Source organism: Streptomyces sp. PL-25 (genome assembly GCF_058344915.1).
In genome coordinates this window covers 5,525,840-5,548,472 of the sequence record NZ_CP136997.1, presented here as the reverse complement: position 1 = coordinate 5,548,472, position 22,633 = coordinate 5,525,840, and the positions used below count along the sequence as shown (strand labels likewise).

At 70.6% G+C, this 22,633-nt stretch carries 17 protein-coding genes; 9 read left to right on the top strand and 8 right to left on the bottom strand.

What is annotated here, in order from left to right; all coding sequences use genetic code 11:
* Window positions 1–349: 349 nt before the first annotated feature.
* On the bottom strand, window positions 350–637 hold the full coding sequence (rpsO, locus tag R4Z62_RS25040; protein ID WP_004982702.1) for a 30S ribosomal protein S15: 288 nt from the start codon (window positions 635–637) through the stop codon (window positions 350–352).
* 285 nt (window positions 638–922) lie between these two features.
* On the opposite strand from rpsO, the gene R4Z62_RS25035 reads away from it, so the two are divergent.
* Window positions 923–1,216 (top strand): DUF397 domain-containing protein, encoded by a 294-nt coding sequence (locus R4Z62_RS25035; RefSeq protein WP_064535568.1) that lies wholly within the window; start codon window positions 923–925, stop codon window positions 1,214–1,216.
* A 142-nt stretch (window positions 1,217–1,358) separates the two neighbouring features.
* Here the strand turns inward: R4Z62_RS25035 and R4Z62_RS25030 are convergent, their stop codons facing one another.
* Both R4Z62_RS25030 and eccD read right to left on the bottom strand, forming a co-directional pair.
* Window positions 1,359–2,861 (bottom strand): outer membrane protein assembly factor BamB family protein, encoded by a 1,503-nt coding sequence (locus tag R4Z62_RS25030; RefSeq protein ID WP_491520941.1) that lies wholly within the window; start codon window positions 2,859–2,861, stop codon window positions 1,359–1,361.
* Between the two features lie 156 nt (window positions 2,862–3,017).
* Window positions 3,018–4,496, bottom strand: coding sequence for a type VII secretion integral membrane protein EccD (gene eccD, locus R4Z62_RS25025; RefSeq protein WP_491520940.1), 1,479 nt, complete (start codon window positions 4,494–4,496; stop codon window positions 3,018–3,020).
* Window positions 4,497–4,658: 162 nt separating this feature from the next.
* On the opposite strand from eccD, the gene eccCa reads away from it, so the two are divergent.
* From eccCa to R4Z62_RS24990, 7 genes are all read left to right on the top strand, one after another.
* Window positions 4,659–8,618, top strand: a complete 3,960-nt coding sequence (gene eccCa / locus R4Z62_RS25020; RefSeq protein WP_491520939.1) for a type VII secretion protein EccCa — start codon at window positions 4,659–4,661, stop codon at window positions 8,616–8,618.
* Window positions 8,619–8,709: 91 nt separating this feature from the next.
* On the top strand, window positions 8,710–9,231 hold the full coding sequence (locus R4Z62_RS25015; RefSeq protein WP_491520938.1) for a DUF2563 family protein: 522 nt from the start codon (window positions 8,710–8,712) through the stop codon (window positions 9,229–9,231).
* Window positions 9,231–10,772, top strand: coding sequence for a WXG100 family type VII secretion target (locus R4Z62_RS25010; protein ID WP_491520937.1), 1,542 nt, complete (start codon window positions 9,231–9,233; stop codon window positions 10,770–10,772). The genes R4Z62_RS25015 and R4Z62_RS25010 overlap by 1 nt, the downstream gene beginning before the upstream one ends.
* Before the next feature lie 27 nt (window positions 10,773–10,799).
* The gene (mycP, locus tag R4Z62_RS25005) at window positions 10,800–12,197 is read left to right on the top strand and encodes a type VII secretion-associated serine protease mycosin (protein ID WP_491520936.1); all 1,398 of its coding nucleotides are present in this window, start codon (window positions 10,800–10,802) and stop codon (window positions 12,195–12,197) included.
* 93 nt (window positions 12,198–12,290) lie between these two features.
* The gene (locus R4Z62_RS25000; RefSeq protein WP_491520935.1) at window positions 12,291–12,716 is read left to right on the top strand and encodes a hypothetical protein; all 426 of its coding nucleotides are present in this window, start codon (window positions 12,291–12,293) and stop codon (window positions 12,714–12,716) included.
* Between the two features lie 41 nt (window positions 12,717–12,757).
* Window positions 12,758–15,037 carry a hypothetical protein gene (locus R4Z62_RS24995; protein WP_491520934.1) on the top strand — a complete coding sequence of 760 codons (2,280 nt, stop codon included), beginning with the start codon at window positions 12,758–12,760 and terminating at the stop codon, window positions 15,035–15,037.
* A gap of 20 nt (window positions 15,038–15,057) precedes the next feature.
* Window positions 15,058–15,570: a hypothetical protein gene (locus tag R4Z62_RS24990; RefSeq protein ID WP_159393116.1), complete on the top strand. Its 513-nt coding sequence runs from the start codon at window positions 15,058–15,060 to the stop codon at window positions 15,568–15,570.
* A 72-nt stretch (window positions 15,571–15,642) separates the two neighbouring features.
* Here R4Z62_RS24990 and R4Z62_RS24985 read toward each other — a convergent pair whose 3' ends face one another.
* The 5 genes from R4Z62_RS24985 to eccB form a co-directional block, all read right to left on the bottom strand.
* Complete coding sequence (locus tag R4Z62_RS24985) at window positions 15,643–15,957, bottom strand: WXG100 family type VII secretion target (RefSeq protein WP_064535560.1); 315 nt, start codon at window positions 15,955–15,957, stop codon at window positions 15,643–15,645.
* 28 nt (window positions 15,958–15,985) lie between these two features.
* The gene (locus tag R4Z62_RS24980) at window positions 15,986–16,342 is read right to left on the bottom strand and encodes a WXG100 family type VII secretion target (protein WP_064535559.1); all 357 of its coding nucleotides are present in this window, start codon (window positions 16,340–16,342) and stop codon (window positions 15,986–15,988) included.
* Between the two features lie 256 nt (window positions 16,343–16,598).
* Window positions 16,599–18,110, bottom strand: a complete 1,512-nt coding sequence (locus tag R4Z62_RS24975; protein WP_491520933.1) for an outer membrane protein assembly factor BamB family protein — start codon at window positions 18,108–18,110, stop codon at window positions 16,599–16,601.
* A gap of 64 nt (window positions 18,111–18,174) precedes the next feature.
* On the bottom strand, window positions 18,175–19,413 hold the full coding sequence (gene mycP, locus R4Z62_RS24970) for a type VII secretion-associated serine protease mycosin (RefSeq protein ID WP_491520932.1): 1,239 nt from the start codon (window positions 19,411–19,413) through the stop codon (window positions 18,175–18,177).
* A 147-nt stretch (window positions 19,414–19,560) separates the two neighbouring features.
* Window positions 19,561–21,084 carry a type VII secretion protein EccB gene (gene eccB, locus R4Z62_RS24965; RefSeq protein ID WP_491520931.1) on the bottom strand — a complete coding sequence of 508 codons (1,524 nt, stop codon included), beginning with the start codon at window positions 21,082–21,084 and terminating at the stop codon, window positions 19,561–19,563.
* Window positions 21,085–21,246: 162 nt separating this feature from the next.
* Between eccB and eccE the strand changes: the two genes are divergently transcribed.
* Complete coding sequence (gene eccE, locus R4Z62_RS24960; RefSeq protein ID WP_491520930.1) at window positions 21,247–22,608, top strand: type VII secretion protein EccE; 1,362 nt, start codon at window positions 21,247–21,249, stop codon at window positions 22,606–22,608.
* Window positions 22,609–22,633: the final 25 nt, after the last annotated feature.

Here is a 22,633-nt window from a genome sequence, read left to right as displayed (position 1 = left end):
TTGTCGTCTTTCGTCCCACTCCGCCCGTGTGGCGGGGGGGACGGTGGCGGAGAAGCGCTCCGTCTGGTGCGGGCCGGTCTTCGATCGAAGCTCCCGGGGCTCGTACGCCCGGAGGCCACTACCGAGGACCGGCGGCGGCGGGATGCGCTCCTCCTCATTGCGTGTTTCGTACTGTCTGGTACGCACCGTCTCGTGCTGGTACGTACCGTCTGTGCCGCGGTCCGTGTGCTGCGGCCCGCGCGTCGTGCTACCACACTACAAAGCGTGAGTGACACTCCGCACGTTTCCGCACGTACGGCAAAGGGAGCGGTCCCCGATCCTCACCGGGAACCGCTCCCTTCACGGCGTCCTACTTGGCGCCCGCCGCACCGCGGCGGATGCCGAGGCGGTCGACCAGCGCACGGAAGCGCTGGATGTCCTTCTTCGCCAGGTACTGCAGCAGCCGGCGGCGCTGACCGACCAGGATCAGCAGGCCACGACGGGAGTGGTGGTCGTGCTTGTGGGTCTTGAGGTGCTCGGTCAGGTCGGAGATCCGACGGGACAGCAGAGCGACCTGGACCTCGGGGGAGCCGGTGTCGCCCTCCTTGGTACCGAACTCGGAGATGATCTGCTTCTTCGTGGCGGCGTCGAGCGACACGCGTACTCCTCATGGTCTGTGAGCGGCCACCGAGTGCCCCAGGTCTGTGTCTCCGGGGAGCTTCCGTTACTCGGGAGGCGGGGTCCGCTGGGCGCGGTCTCCAGGGCCTGTGCAGGGATGCCTGCGGCGGCGCCGGGGGTGCGTACACAAACGGCCGTCACTCAGGTTACCAGGCGGCGGAGGCCGTCCCTCCCCGGGTTCGCGGAGCGTCCCGCGGCACGCGCCCGCGGCCACTAGGGTGGGTCGCTGGCACCGTAGGGCTACGTCGGAAGGGGTCGCCGCGAGATGGCGGAGACGGCAGCGGAGATCAAGGCACGCAAGGAGCGCGAGCGCGACGAACTGTACGCGCTCGACATCTCGGGCGTGGAGTGGCACTGCGCACCGGGTACGGAGGAGCACGAGGAGCGCGTGGAGATCGCCTATCTTCCCGACGGCGCGGTGGCCATGCGGTCCTCCCTCGACCACGGCACCGTGCTGCGCTACACGGAGGCGGAGTGGCGGGCGTTCGTGCTGGGTGCCCGGGACGGCGAGTTCGACCTGGAGCCGACCGAGCGCAACGGCGGCCTCGACGCGCAGTGAGGGGCCCTCGCGCACCCCGTGCGGGTGACGGGCGGTGAACGGCTGACGGGCGGCACGCGTGCGCGTGCCGCCCGTCAGCCGTTCACCGCCCGCGGGGGCACCGCCTCGGTGCCCGGAGCCGCGGTGCCCGGGGCCGTGTCCGTCAGTCCGGGGCGCCCGCGCTGCCGATGCCGACGACGGCCGTCACCGGGTACTTCGGGTGCTTCTCGTCGGCGGTCAGCTCGCGCTGGGCGAAGTAGACCCGGCCCTGCCCCACGAGGATGTCCGACCGCTCGATGTCGGCGAGACCGCCGTCCTCGTCGGGGAGGCCGAAGTACAGGAACGGCGTCTCCTTGCCGGTGGCCGGGTTCCAGCGGATCACCGAGGAGGGCTCGATCGTGGAGTAGCTGCGCCGGAAGACCAGCAGGTCGTCCCCGCTCATCTGGAGCGGGGTCATCGGCTGCGCGATACGCGCGTCCAGCTTGCGGCCCGCCTTGCCGGTGCGGACGTCGAAGGCCACGATCCAGTTGGCCGCCTGGCGCAGTTCGGTGGTCTCCTTGCTGACGACGTACAGGTGGTCGCGCCCCACGACGACGCCGTCGCAGTACTCCACCTTGCCGAAGTAGCCCGCGCCGAAATCGCGTTCGCCGCACTTGGGTTCGTAGCCGGTCATGGAGACGGTGGCCAGGCGCCTGCCGGTGCCGTCGAGGGTGATCAGGTCGGTCACCGAGGTGTCGCCGGCCGCGACCGCGAGCACCGCCGGGTCGGACGAGGGCAGGAAGACGTCCTCGATCCCGCCGGCCACCTTGTACGTCCACAGGGGCTTGCCGGTGCGCGGCTCCAGCTTCTCGACCCGGTAGGTGGGCTCGGAGGACTCGCGGCCGCACTTCTCCAGGACGAGCAGTGCCCGCCCGCCGGCGAAGCCGCTGTCCTCGCAGGCGGAGACGGTCGTGCTGTTCCAGAGCTGCTTGCCGTTCTTCATGTCGTAGGCCACCGAACCCTGGCCCCAGGCGACGGCCACCACGCCCTTGGTCATGGTCAGGTTGGTGTTGGTGACGAAGGCCCTGTCGGCCGAGGGCATCGTCGCCTGCCACAGCTTCTTGCCGGTGTTCACGTCGAAGAACACCACCTGGTCGCAGACGCCCGACTTCTCGGAGGAGTCGGACCGCACGGGCTGGACGACGACCGCCGTGCGTCCGTCGGCGGTGATGTGCTTGCTGGTGGCGCACAGGGGGCCGCCGAGCTTGAGGGTCCACGCCTTCTCGTCGCCCGTGGCGGCGGTGGTCAGGCCCTCGATCCGGTTGCCTATGCCCTTGGCGAGCACCTTCTCGGTGGCCCAGGTGCCCGGCGCGTACCGGGGGTCGCCCTTGACGGTCTTGGCGAGGTCCCCCTCCCGGTACTCGACCAGCAGCTTGCCCTCGGGGGTGGCCGGGGTCTTCTCCGTCAGTTCGCGGATGTCGTCGGGGCTCTGCGGCGCGGCCGACGGACGGGGGGCGGCCGCGGGCCTGTCGTCCCCCGCGGACGACAGGATCCAGCCGCCCACACCGACGGCGGCGGCCACCACGACGGCCAGTCCGCCCAGCATGCGTATGCGGCGGCGTCTGCGGGTGCGGTCCGCGGTGAGCGCGGACTGGGTGTAGGGAGAGGGGGGCGGGCCGAAGCTCACGCGAGGGAATCCCTTCGTGCGGGTCGTCACCCGGGGCCGTCGTACGCCGGACGGGCGTCGCAGGCGGGCCGGGCAGGGGTCTGCGGTGCGGCACGCGCGCGTGCCGCACCGCCGTGCGGTCGTGCGGTCGTGCGGTCGTGCGGTCGTGCGGTCGGGTCAGCCGGTCATCGAGCGCGCGGCGGTGTACACACCGAGCACGGCGAGGGCCAGCGGTACCAGGGTCAGCAGGACGAAGCCCTCGGCGATCTCCATGAAGCGGCCCCAGAAGGGGCTGAGTCCGCCGCGCGGGACGATCAGGCCGATCGCGGTGACCAGGAGGGCTCCCGCGGCGACGGCGGCGGTGAGCCAGAGGGTGCGCAGGTCGAGGGCGCCGCGGTCGCCGTGCAGCGCGAAGTCGCGCAGGGCCTCGGCGGGCGGGTGCAGGGCGAGGCCGAGCAGCAGCAGGGCGACGGCGGCCAGGCCCGCGACCAGGACGCAGGACACCTGGGAGGTGTAGCGGAACAGCCGTGCGCGCAGCAGCATGGCCAGGCCCGTCGCCAGGGCGAGGAGTTGGGCCCACACGTCGTCGGAGAAGCCCAGGACCGCGGCGGAGGCGACCACGACCGCCGCGGTGCCGCCGACCAGTCCGAGCAGCATCTCGTGGCCGCGCCGGGCCTGGGCCGCGATGTGCTCGGCGTCGAGCGGACCGGTGTCCGGGCCGTCCGAGCCGTGCGCGGGGCCGGGGCCGAAGTCGTCCTGCGCGGCCGAACGCGGCGAGGCGTAGCCGATCGGCAGCCGGGCGAAGCGGCTGGAGAGCCCCGGCAGGAAGGCGACCAGGCCGACGGCGACGGGGGCGCAGCCGGCGGCGGTCGCGGTGGCCGAGGCGTCGGCGAGGACGGCGGCGAAGGTGGCCAGGGTGCCGGCCAGTGCCGCGCAGGCGGCGGCGACGAAGGGCGCGTCCCCGCCGGGGGTGAGGGCGACCAGGGTCACGGCGGCGACCAGGACGGTCGCGCAGCCCAGCAGGAACTGGAGCTTGCCGGGGCCCTGTCCGGCGGCGGGTCCGACGATGCCCGAGCCCGCGATCAGCAGCAGCGGCAGGGCGCCGAGGCCCAGGCAGGCCGCTGCGGCCCGGTCGGCGTACACGCGGGCGCGTACGCCGGCGAAGGCGGTCAGCAGCACGCCGAGGGCGCCGGCGACGACGCCGGGCAGCCCGTGCATGTCGTGGCGCACCGGGTCGGCGTACCAGAGGACGAATCCGCACAGCAGCAACAGCAGCGCGCCCGCGGCCAGTCCGGCGGCCCGCAGCAGGTCGTCGCTCCACAGGTGCCGGTCGCGCACGACGGCGGAGGCGACGGCGTCCGAGACGTCGTCGTGGACCGCGGGCGGCAGGGACTCGGCGAACGGCCTGAGGCCGAGCACCTCTCCGTCCAGGACCCGTTCGTCCGCCAGGGTGCGGGCGCCGTCGAGGACACGGCCGTCGCGGCGCACCAGGTGGTATCCGGTGGGGGCGCCCACGGGCTGGGTCTGACCGGTCAGGCGCAGGATCTCCGGGTAGATGTCGGCGACGGCGATGTCCTCCGGGAGGGCCACGTCGATCCGGCTGTCGGGTGCCACGACGGTGACTCGGCAGAATCCCGTCGCCGCGGACGTACTCACCTTCACTGACCCCCTGTTCGCGGATGCGCACGCTGCGGGCGTCACCCTACCGGCACGCTCCGTCGGCACCGGCCAGTAGGATCGGCGCAAAGCGAAGGGCGACCGTCGCCACGGGGGTGCCGGTGAGCGGCCGTTCGTCCGTATCGAGGGATTGATGCTCCGGTGAGCCAGATCGTCATCAAGCGCCCACCACGCACGCTACCGCCCGAAGTGCCCTCGGATGACCTGCAATTGGAGACTCCTCCCGAGCTGCCGCGCGGTCAGCAGGAGGGCATGCTGATGCAGGTCCTGCCGACGCTCGGCATGGGCTCGTCGGTGGTGTTCTACTTCGCGTCGCCCAACGCCCATCCGTTCATGCGGATCATGGGTGTGGTGATGCTGGTGTCGACCGCGGCGATGGTGGTCTCGCAGATCGTCCGGCACCGTCGCGGTACGCAAGGGCAAATGGCCGATGTGCGCCGCGACTACCTCCGCTATCTGGCCCAGACCCGGCGCGCGGTGCGCCGGACGGCGCTGCGCCAGCGGGACGCGCAGCTGTATCTGCACCCGGCGCCGGAGCAGTTGTGGTCGGTGGTCGCCGAGGGCAGCCGGGTGTGGGAACGCCGTTCCGGGGACGACGACTTCGGGCAGGTGCGCATCGGTCTCGGCCCGCAGCGGCTGGCCACTCCCCTGGTGGCGCCGCACACCGCGCCGGTGGACGAACTGGAGCCGCTGTGCGCGGGCGCGATGCAGCGGTTCCTCGCGGTGCACGGCCAGTTGGACGGGCTGCCGGTGGCGCTGTCGCTGCGCGCCTTCTACCACGTGACCGTGTCCGGCGAGCCGGAGCGCGCGCAGGCGGCGGCCCGCGCGCTGGTGGCCCAGGCGGTCACCCTGCACTCCCCCGACGACCTGGTGGTCGCCGTGGTGACGTCACCGGGCGCCCTTCCCCGCTGGGACTGGACGAAGTGGCTGCCGCACTGCCAGGTGGCGGGCCAGTTCGACGGCGCGGGCACACGCCGGCTGTTCGGCGACGACCTGGGCGAACTGGAGCGGTTGCTGGCGGGCACCCTGGAGGGACGTCCGCGTTTCTCCCGGGACGGCCGGCCGCTGCTGGACCGGCCGCACGTGCTGGTCGTGTTGGACGGCGGCATGGTCCCGCCCGCCTCGGCGTTCGCCGCCGTGGAGGGGATGCAGGGGGTGACGGTCGTCGAGGTCGTCCCCGGTGAGCTGGACCAGCCGCGCGGCGATCTGTCGGTGGTCGTGCGCCCGGAGCGGCTGTTGCTCGACTCCGGCGGCGGTGTCGCCTACGAGGGCGTACCGGACGGGCTGTCGCTGCCCGCCGCCGAGGCCCTGGCCCGGCAGCTCGCCCCGCTGCGCATGGGCGGCCAGGACGACGACGAACCCCTGCTGGCCAACCTGGACTTCACCGAGCTGCTGGGGCTCGGCGACGCCTCCTCGGTGGACGTCGCCCGCACCTGGCGGCCGCGTTCGACACCGGAGCGGCTGCGGGTGCCGATCGGTGTCGGCGAGGACGGCCGGCCGGTGATGCTGGACCTCAAGGAGGCCGCGCAGGAGGGCATGGGACCGCACGGCCTGTGCGTGGGCGCGACCGGCTCCGGCAAGTCGGAGCTGCTGCGCACCCTGGTGCTGGGCCTGGCGGTCACGCATTCCTCGGAGACGCTCAACTTCGTCCTCGCCGACTTCAAGGGCGGCGCGACCTTCGCCGGCATGTCGCAGATGCCGCACGTCGCCGCCGTGATCACCAACCTCGCGGACGACCTGACTCTGGTCGACCGCATGGGCGACGCGATACGGGGCGAGCTGCAGCGGCGCCAGGAGCTGCTGCGCTCGGCCGGCAACTACGCCAACATCCACGACTACGAGAAGGCGCGTGCCGCGGGCGCCCCGCTGGAGCCGCTGGCCTCGCTCGTGCTCGTCATCGACGAGTTCAGCGAACTGCTCACGGCCAAGCCGGACTTCATCGACATGTTCATCCAGATCGGCCGGATCGGCCGCTCGCTGGGGGTGCATCTGCTGCTCGCCTCGCAGCGGCTGGAGGAGGGCCGGCTGCGCGGTCTGGACACCTATCTCTCGTACCGGATCGGTCTGCGGACGTTCTCCGCCGCCGAGTCCCGTACGGCGCTGGGGGTGCCGGACGCGTACCACCTGCCGTCCGTCCCCGGCTCCGGGTACCTGAAGTTCGGCACGGACGAGATGGTGCGCTTCAAGGCCGCCTATGTGTCGGGCGCGTACCGCGCGGGCGGGCCGGACGTCGCCCGCGACAGCAGGCCGGCCGAGCGCCGTCCCGCGCTGTTCACCGCGCAGGCCGTGCCCGTGGCCGCCCCGGCGCCCGGACCGGCGCGTCCGTCACCGGCGGCCCGCCCCGACGACGACGCGCTGGCTGACACGGTCCTGGACGTGATCGTGCAGCGGCTGGAGGGCCAGGGGGTGCCCGCGCACCAGGTGTGGCTGCCGCCGCTGGACCGCGCGCCGACGCTGGACCAGTTGCTGCCCGGTCTCGCCGTGTCCGCCGAACGCGGCTTCCGGGCGGCGGAGTCCGCGCGTCCTGGCGCCCTCACCGTCCCGCTCGGTCTGATCGACAAGCCGTTCGAGCAGAAGCGCGAGGTGCTGTACCGGGACTTCTCCCGCGCGGCCGGGCACATGATGGTCGTCGGCGGTCCGCAGTCGGGCAAGTCGACGGTCCTGCGGACCCTGGTCACCTCGTTCGCGCTCACCCACACACCGCACGAAGTGCAGTTCTACTGCCTGGACTTCGGTGGCGGCGGCCTGATGGCGCTCAGCGACCTGCCACATGTGGGCGGGGTCGCCTCGCGCCTGGACCCGGAGCGGGTGCGCCGTACGGTCGCGGAGGTCGCCGGCGTCCTGAACCGGCGCGAGCAGTTCTTCCGGACGCACGGCATCGACTCCATCGGCACGTACCGCAGGCGGCGCGCGGCGGGCGAACTGCCCGGCGAGCCCTGGGGCGACGTCTTCCTGGTCGTCGACGGCTGGGGCAACTTCAAGTCGGAGTACGAGGGCCTGGAGGCCGTCGTCCACGACATCGCGGGACGGGGCCTGGGCCACGGCGTGCACGTGGTGGTGACGGCGTCGCGCTACATGGAGGTGCGGGCGGCCCTGAAGGACCAGATCCTCGGCCGGCTCGAACTGTGCCTCGGCGACGCGATGGACTCCGAGTTCGACCGCAAGGTGGCCGCCAACGTGCCGGCGGGTGTGCCGGGCCGCGGCCAGGTGCCCGAGAAGCTGCACTTCATGGCGGCCCTGCCGCGGATCGACTCCTCGTCCGCGCCGGACGACCTGGCGGACGCGACGGCGCGGCTCGTCCGGTCCGTGCGGGACGGCTGGCAGGGTCCCGCGGCCCCGGCGGTCCGGCTGCTGCCCCGCAGGTTCCCGGCCGACCAGTTGCCCAAGGGCTTCGAGTTCCCGCAGCACGGCATCGCGATCGGCATCGACGAGGAGAACCTGGAGCCGGTCTTCGTCGATCTCGACACCGACCCGTTCTTCCTGGTCTTCGGCGAGAGCGAGTCCGGCAGGACGAACCTGCTGCGGCTGATCGCCCGGCAGATCAGCGAGCGCTACACGCCCGCCGAGGCCCGCATCGTCGTCGGCGACTACCGGCGCACCATGCTGGAGGCGGTGCCCGAGTCGCATCTGCTCGAGTACGCGCCCATGGCGTCGGCGATGCAGGTCCACATGGACGCGGTGCGCCAGTTCATGGAGATGCGGGCGCCGAAGCCGGACATCACCCCGCAGGAGCTGCGCGACCGCAGCTGGTGGAGCGGCCCGCAGCTGTTCGTCATCGTCGACGACTACGAGCTGGTGGCCACCAACGCCGGCAATCCGCTTGCCCAGTTGGTGGAGCACCTGCCCTTCGCGCGGGACGTGGGCGTCAAGTTCGTCGTGGCGCGCAGCGCGGCCGGTGCCTCGCGGGCCATGTACGAGCCCTTCATGCAGCGCGTGAAGGAGCTGGGCGCCCAGGGCCTGGTCCTTTCGGGCGACCCGAGCGAGGGCGACATCCTCGGCACCGTCCGGGCCCGTCCGATGCCGCCGGGCCGCGGTGTGTTCGTGTCCCGCAAGCGCGGGTCGTCGCTCATGCAGGTGGGCCTGCTCACGCAACGCCACTAGGGTTTTCGCGAAGACCTAGAGTGACAGGCCGGGTTACACGCTCCGTTCGGCCGAGCGGAGCTCACGGGGAGACAACGGGGAGGCGGCTGAGGTGAGTTCGCACGGGGGCGGCAGGCCGGACGGGGCGCGTCACGCACCGGACACCGGGGCGTCGTTCGACAGCCTCGCGGGGGTGAACCCGCAGCTGGCGCTGTACATCCAGCACAGCGCCATGAAGAAGTTCAAGCAGCGCGTGGACGAGCTGCTCACGGAGCTGGACACGTCCGAGGCCGCGCCCGGCAAGGTCGGCCAGGACCGCCTGACCCGCGCCCAGCTGGGCTCCGCCGACTTCAAGGAGGCGCAGTTCCTCTACGACTCCTACGCGGCCGTCCACGACGAGCTGGAGAACCTCTCGAAGGCCCTCAGCGCCCAGATCGAGGGCATGGGCCTCGCGGTCCACGCCTCACGCGTGGGCTACGCGGACCTCGACGAGGACATCAAGGCGCGGATGCGGGCGGTCAACGCGGAGACGGAGAGGTATTACGTGGTGGGGCGGGATCCGTACGTGAGCCGGCGTACCGATGACCCGGCGTCTGCCGCGCCGGCCGGCAGCGGTGACGAGGAGGGTCTGTGATGACCGGACGGCCCGAGCGCCGCGAGCCGACACCGGTGCGCACGGACTTCGAGTCGATGACGCACGAGCAGCTGGCGACCTTGCTGGACTCGGCGACCACCGCCGGCGCGTCCCACCTCGCCGCCCGGCTCTCCAAGGCGGCGTCCACCATCACCAAGATCGGCTCCGATCTCATGGACCACGTCAAGTCCCTGGAGTGGCAGGGCGAGGGGGGCGACGCGTTCCGCGACTGGGGTGGTCAGACGGCGAGTTCGACGCTCCGTCTGGGCCAGTACGCGGAGGTGGCGTCCCGCTGGATGGGCACCGTGTCCCAGGCCATCGCCGAGGCCAAGGCCGCCATGCCCGACACCTCGGAGACGGCACGCGCCAAGACGGACCTCGCCGACGCCCACAAGACCATCACCGCACTCCAGCAGCCCGGTGTCCACAACGACCCCGACGCCCAGCAGGCCGCCCGCACCGCCCGCTCGGACGCCACGGCCGCCCAGCACCGCATCGACGCGGCACGCCACGAGGCCATTCAGCAGCTGCGGAAACTGGCGCAGACGTACGAGTACTCGGCCCAGCAGGTGAACGGCGTGCAGCCGCCTACGTTTCCGCCGCCGGCCGAGAACACCGGTTCACCTGACTGGTGGCGCGGCGACAAGACCCATGCGTCGGGCAGTTCCGAGCAGACAGGCGCCGCACTGCCAGCAAGCCACCACGTAGCCCGAAGCGGTGCGGCGGGGCCTCACCCGATGACACCCGTGGGCTCATCGGCCGTCACTGGTCAATCGCCTTCCGGTCCGGAGAAGCACCTGGGACAACAGCACCAGCCGGTCTCCCTGGACATCGACGGGCTGGACACACTTCCTCGGCAGACCCAGCCTCCCGCTCCCCCGGCCACCGCAGAAACGAACGTCCCGCATCAGGGCCCGCCGATCACAGCTACGCCGCCTCCGTTGCCGCCCGCCTTCACAGGTGGCGGGCGCGGTCCCGCTCCGGTTCCTCCCTCACGCGCCTCCACCCCCGGCCGATCACCGCAGGGCCCCTTCGTCAGCAGGCCGGCCGGGAACACCCCTCGGACACCGCAGGGGCCCGGCATCGTCGGAGGCCGTCCTGTGCCGGAGGCCGGTCGCTCTGCGAGCAGGCTTCCCCAAGGAACCGTCATCGGCAGGGAGAACACTCAGGGGCGCGTCCCCATGGGCCGAGGCATTTCCCCGGGCGTCCCTGCCGACGGGAGCGGCCGTTCCGGCACAGGCTCAGTGGGTGGCCGGCGCCTCGCCTCGGAGACCGGAGGCCTGATCGGTAACCGCCCCGGCCAGCCGGTACGCGGCAGTGGGCGACCCTTCACCGCCGGTGGGTCCGGACTGGTCCGTCCGTCGGCGAATGCCTCGGAAGCAGCCCGAGGCTCCGCGGTGGGTGGCACCACGTCAGGCAGCCGTTCCTCGAAGCCCCGCAAGGAGCAGCAGCCGAACGGTCGACGTCCGGACTACCTGGCCGAGGACGAGGAAACCTGGACGCGGGACAGGCAGCGCCCCCTTCCGCCAGTGATCGACTGACCCGGGCCGCCGACTCCAGGAAGACATATGCGTACCAGAGGCAAGCAGACACAGTGGCGCGTGCCGACAGCATCAGTTGTCCTCGGCCTGCTCCTCGTGGCCATCGCTGCCGCACCGGCTCAAGCAGCTTCGGTCCGGGCACGCCAGTGGCACCTCGACGCGATGCACGCCGAGGAGATGTGGAGGACAAGCACCGGCCGGGGCATCACGGTCGCCGTGATCGACTCGGGTGTCGACGACTCTTTGGCCGATCTCAAGGGCCAGGTGCTGCCAGGCAAGGACTTCTCGTCGCAGCGCGGCGACGAGCACACGGACATCGGCGCCCATGGCACCGACATGGCCGCACTCATCGCGGCAGCAGGCGCGCGGGGTTCCCTGAACGGCTCCTACGGGCTCGCACCCGGTGCCAAGATCCTGCCCATCCGGATGCGCTACGCGACGGAGGACTACGGACAGGGCGACAGCAGAGCGGTGTTCTCCCACACCCTCAGTCAGGCGATCCGCTACGCCGCGGACAGTCCCGCTCAGGTCATCAACATGTCATTGGGCGCTTCGAACTCTCGCGGTGAGCACGATGTGGGGACTCCTGAGCTGGAGTCAGCGGTCAAGTACGCCATCGGCAAGGGGAAACTGCTCTTCGCGGCCGTCGGGAACAGCGGGGACAAGGCCAACCTGCCCGAATACCCGGCTTCCGCACCCGGTGTCGTCGGAGTCGGCGCGATCACGGAGAAGATCAGACGGGCGCCGTTCTCCCAGCACGGCGCGGAAGTCGACATGACCGCCCCCGGCGTGGACATGTACCGCGCTTGTCTCGACGGAACCGAGATCTGCAAGGGCCAGGGCACCAGCGACGCCACCGCCATCGCCTCGGCCTCCGCCGCCCTCATCTGGGCCGCGCACCCCGACTGGACGAACAACCAGGTGCTGCGCGTCCTCATCAACACCATGAAGGGCAACGAGAAGAGCTGGACCCGTAACGACGACTTCGGCTACGGCATCGTCCGCCCACGCGCCGCCCTCGAGAACCCAGGCGATCCGGGTCCCCCTGACGAATACCCGCTCCCCGACCTCGCCGCCGCGGCATCGCACGCTCCTTCCCCGAAGCCGACCGAGTCCCCGGACGCGTCAGGCACCGACCAGGCTCACACATCTCCCCAGGCCGCTGCGGCCGAGCCCGGCGAGAGCGGCGGCGCCCCTGTCCGGATCGGTCTGGGCATCGCAGCCGCCGTGCTGCTCGGGGGCGTCACCACCGTCGCGGTCCTGCGTGCACGCGGCCGTCGGCGGACTCCGGTACCGCCTCCGGTCCCACCCGCGTATCACCAGCCGTACGCGCAGCCCCAGCAGTACCCGCCCTACGGTCCGCCGCCCGGCCATACGGCCCCGATGCCGCCCGAAGGGGCGCCGCGACCGGGGCACCACCCATGAACGGGCGGGGCCGTATCGACCCGCCGGCCCCGGTCCGGGCGGGATCCGGGCGGTCACGGCTGTCATCGGCCCTACACCGGAGATGAGAGGCACATGTCCTTCGACGACGCATGGTCGGCGGCCCGCTCAGAGGCCGTCGCCAAGAGCTCCACACAGATCGACGGCGTCGCTCCCGGCGGCGCCGGGAGCGGACCAGACCTCAGGCTGAACAAGCCGGGGAAGAAGGTCGCTGTCCAGTCACTGCAGAACGACATCCGGCCGGGAACGACGAAGGCCGGTGTCCACGCCGACGAGTCGTCGTCCGCGGCGGTCAAGGAGTTCAGCGGATGGGAGACCGGTGCCGGCCTCAAGGACGCGCACGCGGAATGGGAGCGTCAGGTCAAGAGCCTTCAGGCGCGGCTGGAGAAGGACCAGTCGGACCTGGAGGACACCCATCGGGACTTCCAGTACGTCGATCACGGCATCAGGAGCCGGATAGCGGGTCTGGGCGCGGGTCCCGACCCGCGGCGGGAAGCCTAGAGCGCAACTGAACGAGGAAAGTGCGGGGACGGGGAGCGGGCATGCTCAGCTATCAGGACGTAGTCACCATCAACCTCGGCACGCTCACCACGGCGGCCACCGACTGGGATGAGATGGCCGGTGGCTTCGAGGAGTTGGAGAGGCTGTATGCGGCGCAGGTGGAGTCCGTCGCCACCGACGGCGAGTGGGTGGGTCTCAGCGCCGCGGCCGCGGGCGGACAGTTCGCGTCGACCCGCAAGCAGTTCGCGGACGCGCAGACCGAGGCCCGTGCCATCGCCTCACTCCTGCGCGACGCCCACCAGCAGTTCTCGGAGCTGTGCGGCCAGGTCAAGGACCTGGTCGAAGAGGCCAGGAAGAACGACATGTCCGTCGACAGCAAGGGGGAGGCTGCCTATGACTTCGGCAAGCTGACCCCGATGCGGCACGATCCGGACTACTCCACATACGTGTCCAAGGCCAAAGCGGCCGAGGCGAGTTACACCAAGGCCATCAAGGACGCCGTACGGGCCGTCGACGACGCCGACCAGGGGGTCAAGCTGGCGCTCCACAAGGCGGCGGGCGTCAAGAGCTGGTTCGAGCGTGCCATCGGCCAGGCCGGCGGTGCGGGAGACTCCTTCAACGGCTCCGCGGTCGGTGACATCGAGATCTACGAAGCTCGCGAAGCCAAAGCGTATGCGGATCAGATTCTGGGCGGCGACAAGCTGGACGGTGCAGACCTCAGGGAGTACCAGCGTCTGCTGCGCGACAACTCCGGTGACAAGGTCTTCAGCCAGACCTTCCTCGACTCGCTCGGCCCCGACAACACCCTCAAGCTCTCCAACAGGACCGACGATCTGGCCTACTTCGGCGACACACAGAACAAGAAGGCCTACCTGGAGCTCAACGGTGGTGTATCCGACGCACTCGCCACGGCTACTCGCGTGCCCGACTTCAAGGATCCCCACGGCAAGCCTTTGCAGTTCGGGACGAAGGCCTACAGCGACGCCTTCGAATCCTGGACGAAGACGGGCGACGCGCAGTTCTACAACAGATGGCGCCAGGAACTGCGTGAGCACGGCGACGACAAATACGACCTCCAGGCGGCGCACGACAAGATCGATGTAGGCCGTGGGCACGGCCAGCAGATCCGCGGCTATCAGAGCCTGGCCACACTGATGCAGCAGGGACACGGCTACTCGCCCCAGTTCGTCGCGGACGTCACCGATGACATGATCGCCATGGAGAAGAAGCATCCCGACATCTGGGATCTGCAGGGAGACTTCAGCAAGAAGGGTGGCGATGGCTGGTTCGCCAACGATCCCGTCGACGGCGCGCTCGACGTGATATCACGCGATCCGGCAGGAGCCGCGGGTTACCTAGACCCGGATTCCGCCGCAGGAAAGGAGCGTTTCGAGTACCTCCTCGGGAACGGCCACGGCAGCCGCGACTGGAATGTGGTCGACACCACGAACTTCGACAATCCGAAGGTCGAGACGGCCGGCCCTGACACAGCGGACACCGACACCCGTAAGGGATTGGGCAATGCGCTCGCGGCGGCGGCCACCGGCGTCGATCCCTCCTCTCCGGCCGGTCCGCAGGGGCCGACACAGCACACGGCGGCCAACGACCGGATCTTCGTCCACGCCCTGGACGTTTTGTCCGCCCAGGGCGATGACATGCCGCCTTCCTTGCGCGACGACATGGCGAAAATCCTGACCAATCACGGTCATGAGGTGTACGTCGCGATGAGCGATCCCAGCGGGAAGCGCGATCCGGATCAAGGGCCTCGCCTCGACAACAGCCAGATCATGGAGATCACGAAACAGGTATCCCGCAGCCAAGGTTCCTACGGTCTGCTCCATGAAGGAATGAACCACGCCATCATGGATGACGTCCACAACAGTTCACGTAAACCGGAAGACACGCTCAATTCGGCCGGTTACGCGGTCGGTTTCATGGAGGAAGCCCGGTACAACGCCCTCAAGGGCGACCAGCACGACTACACCTGGGACAAGGCGTGGAGCTATCACGGCTCCGGCGCTCTGCTCAATTTCATTCCGATCTACGGCGATCTCGCACAGCGCGGTGCCGACGTGGTCACCAGCGCATGGATCATGGATGAGCAGCAGGATCAGGCGGCGAAACTGACGGGCGACAACCAAGCGACGTACGAGCTCCGCCGTCACCAGCTCAACGCCATCGCCGAGCAGTGGTACGCGACCAACTCTGGCTGGGCCCATGACCACGTCGGATACTCACAGGACGACGGGATCTACAAACAGATCGCTGCGGCCGCCAATCAGGGAAACAAGATGGCAGACGGTATTGCGGGAGACCAGTAGTGAAAAAATTGCGTTCTACAGTGGCGGCCGCCGTGTGCGCGGGGCTGCTGGGAGCAGCAGCGGGCTGCAGCGACACCAAGCTTGCCGTACCGGATGATTTCTGCCGGACCTCGGTGGATCATTCTTCCCTTTCTCCGCTCCTGCCGGGAAGCGGAGAAGTCAAGCAGACGCACGAGGATTTCGATCCCCCCCGAGCGGGATCCGCTTGTACCCTCAAGGTGGACGGCCATCTCGTCCTGTCCGTCAATGCTCTGCGATCGGACGGGAAGCCCGATCCGAGGGACTGGAAAAAAGTGGCGGACACGTACGAGTACGCCGCCGAGCGGGAGGTGACTTTCCCTGGTACCGCGGTCATCGGCAGTAACCGCGCCGTGGTTCAGGCGCTCTGCACCAAGCGCTCCGCCTATATGTCGTTCGCAGTGTATTTGTACGGCGACCGTGTGGAAAATACAGCCGCTGGCTACAAGAAGCTCCAGCGGTTCCTAGATGATTTCGTACCCCAGGTGACCAAGCGATTCGAATGCACAAAGTGAGCCGGGAGGGCAGGAAGCGGAAAGGGAGGCAACGCACGGCGTCGCCTCCCTGCTGGGGTACGGAAGGGCTGCTCAGCCGCCCATCAGCATCCGGAAGCGGGCCGCGTTGCCCTTGTCGGTGTCCTGGTAGCCGATGACCGACTCGTCCAGGAGCATGGCGACACGGCCGAGCTTCTCGGTCATCGCGGCCATCTCCTGGCTGTTGCTCTGCTGGATCGCCTCGAAGGCCGTCTTGGCCTCGCCCTGCCACTCCGCGGACCGCTGCCTGACGGCACGCATCAGCGCCTCGAGGTGCTCGTTGAGGTTCTTGACCGTGGTGCGCACATCGGCGGCGGCCTGGGTGACGGTGTCGTAGTTGACCGCTGTCCGGTCGAAGCTGCTCGACATGTTCAACGTTTCATCCTTTCCAGCGGTGTTAGCGGTAGTTGACGCCGACCTGGCCGAGGATCCTGCTCTGGACCTCTCCGGAGTTGTCGACCTTCCGGATCTGGGCGATCCGCTCCTGCTCGTGCGCGTCGAACTTGCCGGCACTCATACGGACGATCTCCTCGAGGTCGGAGAGGTTGTCCTGGATCTTCCTCAGGTTCTGGTTGATCCCTCGCTGGAGCGAGTCGAACTCCTTGCCCGCGGCGCCCTGCCAGCCCGCCTGCACCATGTCGACGACCTGGTTCAGCGAACCGATGCGCTTGCTCAGCTCGATGTTGAACTCATCGATGTGACGAGCCAGTTGCGTGACATCGTCGTGGCTGTAGTCGAGCTGCTGCTTCTCCATCGCCTCTTGCCCTCCTCTTGTCCTGAACGTGGCGACAGCCACCGGGCGGGGACTGCAGAGGGGTCTCTGAGGCTTCCGCCCGTGGGCAAGAGGTGTCAGCTCCTCCCGCGTGTGCGACGCAGGACGCTCACACCGCGCCGCCCCCGTGACGTACCACTCGCGTGGCACCGGACGTCACTCTAATCACTCCACGAGGCGCTTCCAACTGCAAAGCGTAAGCAGTGAAGTTGGCTTGCCGGTCGGACGAGCGCCCCCGTCAGTGTCCCAGTCCCGCGCTCCCCACCCCGACGACAGCCGGGACCGGATCGGCGGGGTGTGCCTGCTCGGCGACCAGTCGGCGCTTCGCGAAGAAGACCCTGCCTTGTTCGACGAGGATGTCCGACCGGCGCGGATCGCTCAGTTCCTCCTCCGCCTGGTCGGGAAGGTGGAAGAAGAGAAAGGGCTTCGCCGTGTCGGTGCGCGGATTCCAGCTCATCACGGCCGCGGGCTCGACCCCGGTGAGGCTCCGCCGGTAGAGGAGCAGATCGTCTCCGCTCGCCCGCAGCGGGACGACGGGCTGCGCCGTGTGCCCCTCGTACTTTCCGGCGGTTCTACCTGTCCTCACATCGAACGCGACGATCCAATTGGACACCTTCTCGGTGGCGTTCGCGTCGAACGCGGTGGCGAGGAAGATCCGGTCCCGTCCCACAGCCATGCCGTCGCACACCTCCGTGGTGCCGAAGTACGTGCTGCCCGCATAGTTGCGGCCGCACCCGGGGTCGTACAGGCCGCTGTCCAGCGGGACGGTGGCCTGGTAGGAACCCCTGCCGTCGAGGGTGATGAGATGGGTCACCGTCGCGTCCCCGGCGGCCACCGCGAGCACCGGTGGATCGGACGAGGGCAGGTACACCGTCCTGACGCCCTGGGTCACCTTGTAGGTCCAGGTGCTCCTGCCCGTGCGCGGCTCGATGCCGCGCACCTGGTAGGCGGGATCGCCCGAGTCGCCGCAGGCGACGAGCGCCAGCAGGGCGTGCCCGCCCGCGAAGCCTCGTTCACGGCACCCGGAGCTGTCCTCGTGCGCCCAGAGTCGGCTGCCGTCCCGCATGGCGTACGCGACCGAACCGTGCCCCCAGGCAGCGGCGACGACTCCCTTGGCCAAGGTGAGGTTCGTGTGGGAGATGTCCGCGGCCCCCTTGGCGGGAAGGGGCTGTTGCCAGAGCTTCTTGCCGGTGTCCACGTCGAAGACGACGACCTCGTCGCAACGGGTCCCGTCGGCGGAGCCGGCGTGTCTGCCGCCCTTCTGGACGGCTACCGCGGTGCGGCCGTCCTGCGTGATGCGCCCGGTCGTGGCGCAGATGTCACCGTCCAGTGCGAGCGTCCATGTCTCCTGGTCCGAGTCGGGCAGCAGCCGGTACCCCACGATCCTGTCGGCGACTCCCTTGGCCAGGATCTTGCCGGTGGCCCATGTGCCGGGAGCCAGGCGAGGGTTGCTTTCCGTGTTCCCGGCAAGTCCCTTCTCGCTGTGCGCGACCAGCAGTTGTCCGTCCGGTGTGTCCGGTGTTCTCTCCACCGTCTGCCTGATGTCGTCCGCCGAGGGCGCCGGCGGCCGACGGTGCTCACCGGCCGCCGCGTCGTCGGATCCGGTCGAGAACATCCACACCCCCACGCCGCACAGTGCCAGGAGCGAGACGGCCACGGCGGCGGCAACACCCGCCCTGCGGCGCCTGGCCCGGCGCTCCGCGCCCAGCGCCGAGGCGGTGTAGGCGGACGGCGGAGGCCCGAAGCTCATGAGATGCGGTCCTTTCGGCGTTCGTCGGGTCAGGTGCTGACCGGTGGTGGATGCCCGTCCCGCTTCAGGACGGCGCGTTCCCGCCGCGGCGGCGGCGCAGGTCGCGGAGGACGAGCGCGGTGCCGGTGATGGCGGCGACCAGGATCGCCGCTGTGGCGAGGGTGTAGGTGGCGTAGCGGCGGTCGCGTTCGTGAGGGGTCTCGGCGAGGGTGAAGGGGGGCACGTCGGGGAGGGGGGCCTTGGCGGGGCCCGGGTCGGGGGTGGGGGCCGAGGGCGGGTGGGCGAGGTCCGACTCCTGGACGGCGCGTACGGGGTCGACGATGCCCCAGCCGACGAAGTCGTCGTGGCCGTTGACGGAGCGTTCGGCGGTCTGCTCGATCTGGGTGACGATCTGGGCGCTCGTCCAGTGGGGGTGCTTCTCCTTGAGGAGGACGGCCACTCCCGCGACGAAGGGGGCGGAGAAGCTGGTGCCGTTGTCTGTGCACTGGCCGCCGCCGGGCACGGTGGAGACGATGTCGACCCCGGGGGCGGCGACGCCCACGAAGGGGCCGGACTGCGAGAAGGAGGCCCGTTCGTTGTTGCGGTCGGAGGAGGCCACCGCGAGGACGCCGTCGAAGGCGGCGGGGTAGGTGTTCCTGGCGGTGCCGTCCAGGCCGTCGTTGCCCGCGGAGGCGACCACGACGACACCGTGGCCGATGGCCTCGCGTACGGCGCGGGCGAGGGCGGAGGTGCCGGACAGGGGCTTGGTGGTGTCCTGGGAGATGTTGATGACCTGGGCTCCCCGGTCGACGGCGTAGGTGATCGCCGCGGCCATGGTGTCCGAGTCGCCGCTGTTCTCGGCGTCGTTCTGGCGGATGGGGATGACGGTGGCGTTGGGGGCCAGGCCGACGAAGCCGGTGCCCTTGCGGGGACGGGCCGCGATGATGCCGGCCACCTTGGTGCCGTGGCCGACCTGGTCGTTCGTGGGGTCACCGCCCTTCCCCTTGGTCAGGAAGTCGCGCCCCGCCTTCTTGTCGACGGCGGGGGCGAGCTGGGGGTTCTCGGTGTCCACACCGGTGTCGATGACGGCCACCCGCACCCCCTTGCCCTTGTCGGTGCCCTGCCACAGTTCGTCGAGCAGGACCCGCTGGAGCGACCAGGGGGTGCCCACGATCTGCTCGGCGGGGAAGGTGCACGCACCGCTGCCGTCCAGACGGAGGGCGGACACGGGGGCCGCGGGGGGCGCGGGGGCCATGGGGGGCGCGGCGCCGGAGCCGGTCAGCAGGACGGTCGCGGTCAGCAGGATCGCCTTCGTCGGCAGCACGCGCTCGGCACACTCCTCGTTCTTCTGTGGGACTCGTTCTTCTGTGGGACTCGTTCTTCTTTGGGATTCGTCTGCGGGCTCTGCGCGATCCACGGGCTCTACCGGCGTCTCAGGACGCCTTCCACGGGCTCCTCGCCCAAGCGCGGGTCACGAACCCTGGGGGCGGCGGGCGCTGTTGGTGTCCAGGCGGGGCCCCTTCGCCAGGAACTCCGACCAGACGGCCGGCACCTTGGCGGGCCGCACGTTCTGGTAGCCGAGCTTGACCTGGGCCTCGCTGGGCTCGGGGGTGCCGTCCCGGCTCTTGCCGCTGTCGGCGCCGATGCCCGACCTGCGGCTGTCGCTGTCGCCGTTGGCCTGGACGGCGTACCGCAGGCCGGTGTCGGTGACCAGGAAGAGCGCTCCGGCGCCGGTCTCGGTGCCCTGGAGCTGGGTGTACAGCAGGCCGGTGCCCGGGGTGACGTAGGTGCCGGTGCCGTCGGCGGTGATCTCGGCCGGGTAGTCGGTGCCCGCCCAGGTGCTGAGCGATGTCGTGTTGTCGCCGCCGACGCCGCGCAGCACGCTGCACACGGTGTCGCGGCCCGACGCGGTGGAGACGTCGTTGACCTGCCGGGCGCGCCGCAGGGGCCAGTGGGCCGCCTGTCCGGCGAAGGTCTCGGGGTCGGCGGTGAAGTCCTGGAGGCCGACCGTACGCGCAGCGCCGTCCATGTCCAGCGGGGCCGTCTGCGGGGAGGAGACCAGGAGCCAGGCGGTGAACTCGCTGACGGGCTGCGCCTTCCCAGGCAGCACGACGTAGTACCGGGTGCCTTCGCCGGTCTCCGTCCTGAGGACGGTGCCGACCTTGTTCTCCTGCTCGGACAACTGGCCGGGCACATGGGCGGGCGAGCCGACGCCGTCAGGCAGCCGGGGGAAGCCGATGGGGTCGCCCGGGTGGAGCGTGGCCAGCCACTCCTTGGTGACGAGCTGCGGCCTGCGGGAGCCGACGAGCGCCGTCGTCAGCGCGTCGGACTCGCTCCCGGTGATCGCGTACGAGGTGCCCCGGGCGTCGACGAGGTAGCGCTCGCCGGTGCGGGTCCTGACGTAGAGCACGTCCCCGGCGGTGAGGCGGCGGGAGTCGTCCGTCCTCTTCTCGTCGCGCGGGGCCAGGACGAAGGTCGCCTGCTGGGTCGTCTCGCCCTTGCCGCCGGGCTGTTCGCACACGGCCCAGCGCTTGGCCCGGCCGGCGTCGTCGGCCGCGGGCAGCCGGTCGGGCGCGTAGGGGATGCCGAGGATCGGGCCGCGCGGCGGCTTACCGGAGTCCAGGATCTTGTCGCCGACCTGGATGACCTGGTAGTCGGCGTCGTTCATGAGCAGGCGCGCGGAGGCGAGGTTCAGCACCGGGTGGAGCCGGGTGGTGCCGCCGGTCCTGAGGACGACGTAGCGGGTCGTGGACTGCTTGCCGACGATGACGCGGGTGCCGGGCTTGTCCCAGCCGGACGGCGCGGTGGGCTGGAACATGCCCCAGGCGCCGAAGACCGCCATGGCCAGCGCGCCCGCGACCAGGCCCGGCACGACGGCGCGCAGCGGCCTGGGCGCGCCTTCCTCGGATCCGGACGGCGACGGCTGGAGGAAGGCCGCGAGGGTGCGCCTCTTCGCGAAGGTGTAGGCGTTGAGTTCGTCCCGCCGTGATGCCATCTCTGCCTGTGTCTCCCCGTTGTCCCCACCCGCGGGCACCCGTCCCCGCCCGGCGATGTCAGACCGGCCCCCTACTATGCATGGTGTCTGGACGAACTGGAGGAGCGGGTAGGGTACCGGGGCCTCGCGGCGGCCCAAGTACGCCGTCGCGAGCGGCGAGTTGTGAGCACAACGGGGAGAAGCGGTGATGGCATCCGGTACGCGGTCGCGACGCGGGGCCGAGGAGGGGCCGACGGCGCCGGGACGTCCGGTTCCGGGCCCGCCGGTGCCGGGCCCGGGGCGCCTCCCGCGGCGCGGGACGCGGGCGCGGCGCAGCCGCGTGTCCGGCAGGGGCCGGGCGGCGCGTTCCGGCTGCGACGGCTGGTGCTGCTGGAGCTGGCCGCGGCGGTTCTGGTGGTCGGCTGGGCGGTCGGACCGATGGCGCTGGCCGCCGCCGTAGTGGTCGCGGCGCTGCTGGTGGTGTCGGCCGTGGCGCGCCGAAGAGGCCGCTCGCTGCCCGAATGGGCCGCCACCGCACGCGCGTTGAAGGTACGGCAGCGGCGCGCCGCGGGCACACCGGTCCCCGCGGGCACGGAACCGGCGCTGGTCCCGGCCGTGGAGTGCGAGCCGAATCTGCGGACGTACGCGCACGGGGCGCGGGACCGGCGCCTGGTCGGCATCGTCGGGGACGGTACGTTCGTGACGGCGCTGCTCCAGGTGGAGGCCGACGCGACGGCGCTGCGCGCCGAGCGGACCCGGCGGCCGCTGCCGCTGGCGCTGGTGCGCGACGTCCTCGAAGTGGACGGTATCCGGCTGGAGTCGGCGCAGATCGTGCAGCACACCCAGCCCGCGCCCGCGCTCCATCTGCCGCAGCAGTCCGTGGCGGTGGCCAACTACCAGCCGCTCCAGGCGCTGACGGGTGCCCCCGCGGTGCGCATCACCTGGATCGCGCTGAAGCTGGACCCGGAGCTGTGTCCCGAGGCCGTCACCGCGCGCGGCGGAGGTCTGGCCGGAGCGCGGAAGTGCGTCGTGCGCGCGGCGGACCATCTGGCGAGCCGGCTGACCGGGGCGGGCTTCCGGGCGACCGTCCTCGACGAGAAGGAGCTGATCGCCGCGCTCGCCACCTCGGCCTGCGCCAATCCGCTGGTGACGGCCGAGGCGGGCCGGACCGGGGCGCTTGAGCGACGGACGCAGGAGTCCGCCCGCGACTGGCGGTGCGACAACCGCAGACATACGACGTACTGGATCCGGCGCTGGCCCCCGCTGGGCGGTGACGGCGGCGCCTCGCTGCCGCAGCTGCTCGCCGGGATCACGGCGATACCCGCCCTCGCCACCACCTTCAGCCTCACCCTCTCGCCCGGCGAGCGAGGCGATGTGGCGCTGTGCGGGCATCTGCGGGTGACCGGCCGCAGCGACGACGAACTGGTGGCGGCCCGGCAGGCGTTGGAGAGCGCCGCCCGGCAGGCGGGCGCGGGTCTGAGCAGGCTGGACCGGGAGCAGTTGCCGGGCATGCTGGCCACACTGCCGCTGGGAGGTGTGCGGTGACGTTCCCCGCTTCGGCACCCGCGGC